The sequence below is a fragment of the Paraburkholderia sp. 31.1 genome, from assembly GCF_014397645.1.
GTDB lineage: Bacteria > Pseudomonadota > Gammaproteobacteria > Burkholderiales > Burkholderiaceae > Paraburkholderia > Paraburkholderia tuberum.
In genome coordinates this window covers 1-1,463 of sequence record NZ_VZQN01000149.1, presented here as the reverse complement: position 1 = coordinate 1,463, position 1,463 = coordinate 1, and the positions used below count along the sequence as shown (strand labels likewise).

Annotated in this window: 1 protein-coding gene; it reads right to left on the bottom strand. The window is 65.1% G+C overall.

Annotation, left to right across the window (positions count from 1 at the left end; translation table 11 throughout):
* On the bottom strand, positions 1 to 1,463 hold a 1,463-nt coding region (gene ilvA / locus F6X37_RS35695), incomplete at both ends, for a threonine ammonia-lyase, biosynthetic (RefSeq protein WP_187614661.1).

Sequence of the window (1,463 nt, the reverse complement as noted above, 5' to 3'; positions counted from 1 at the left end):
TAGCCGAGCGTTTCGATGAAGCGCTCGAACGCCGCGTGGTCGCTCCCGGGCACCTGAATGCCGACCAGAATCGAGCTGTAGTCCGCGCCCTGGTTGCGGTAGTGGAACAGGCTGATGTTCCAGTTCGGCGCCATCGACGACAGGAATTTCATCAGCGCGCCCGGACGTTCCGGAAACTCGAAGCGAAACAGTCGTTCGTCGCGCGCGAGCGGCGAGCGGCCGCCGACCATGTAGCGGATGTGCTGCTTCGACAGTTCGTCGAAGGTCAGGTCGACGGTGGCAAAACCGTGCGCTTCGAAGGCGCCGGCGATCTGCGCCGATTCGCTGCGATTGCGGATCTGCACGCCGACGAAAATATGCGCCGAGTTCGCGTCGGCGATCCGGTAGTTGAACTCGGTGACGCTGCGCGTGCCGAGCAGCTCGCAGAAGCGCCTGAAGCTGCCGCGCTCTTCGGGGATCGTCACCGCGAAGACCGCTTCGCGCGCTTCGCCCACTTCCGCGCGTTCGGCGACGAAGCGCATGCGGTCGAAGTTCATGTTCGCGCCCGACGTGATCGCGATCAGCGTCTGGTTCTCGATGCCTTCCCGTTCGGCATACTGCTTGGCGCCGGCCACCGCGAGCGAGCCCGCCGGTTCGAGCACGCTGCGCGTGTCCTGGAACACGTCCTTGATCGCGGCGCACAGCGCATCGGTGTTCACGAGCAGCACTTCGTCGAGATATTCGCGGCACAGACGGAAGGTCTCTTCGCCGACGAGCTTCACCGCGGTGCCGTCGGAGAACAGGCCCACTTCGTTCAGCGTCACACGCTCGCCCGCCTGCAACGACGCGGCCATCGCGCACGAATCATCGGTCTGCACGCCGATCACCTTGATCTCGGGGCGCACCGATTTCACGTATGCGGCGACACCGGCCGCGAGACCGCCGCCGCCGATCGGCACGAAGATCGCGTGAATCGGCCCTTGGTGCTGGCTGAGGATTTCCATCGCGACGGTGCCCTGGCCGGCGATCACGTACGGATCGTCGAACGGATGCACGAAGGTCAGGCCGCGCTCTTCCTGCAGCTTGACCGCGTGACCATAGGCGTCGCTATACGACTCACCGAACTGCACGATCTCGACGGTCGGCCCGCCATGCGTGCGGATCGCGTCGACCTTGAGCTGCGGCGTCGTCACCGGCACGACGATAATCGCCTTCACGCCCATGCGTGCCGCCGATAACGCCACGCCCTGCGCATGATTGCCCGCCGACGCGGTGATCACGCCGCGACTGAGCGCCTCGGCCGGAATATGCGCCATCTTGTTGTATGCGCCGCGCAGCTTGAACGAGAACACCGGCTGGTTGTCCTCGCGCTTCAGATAGACCGGGTTGCGCAGCCGCGCCGACAGGTTCGGCGCGCGTTCGAGTTCGGTCTCGCGCGCCACGTCGTAGACGCGCGCGGTCAGGGTCTTTTTCAGGTAGTCGTG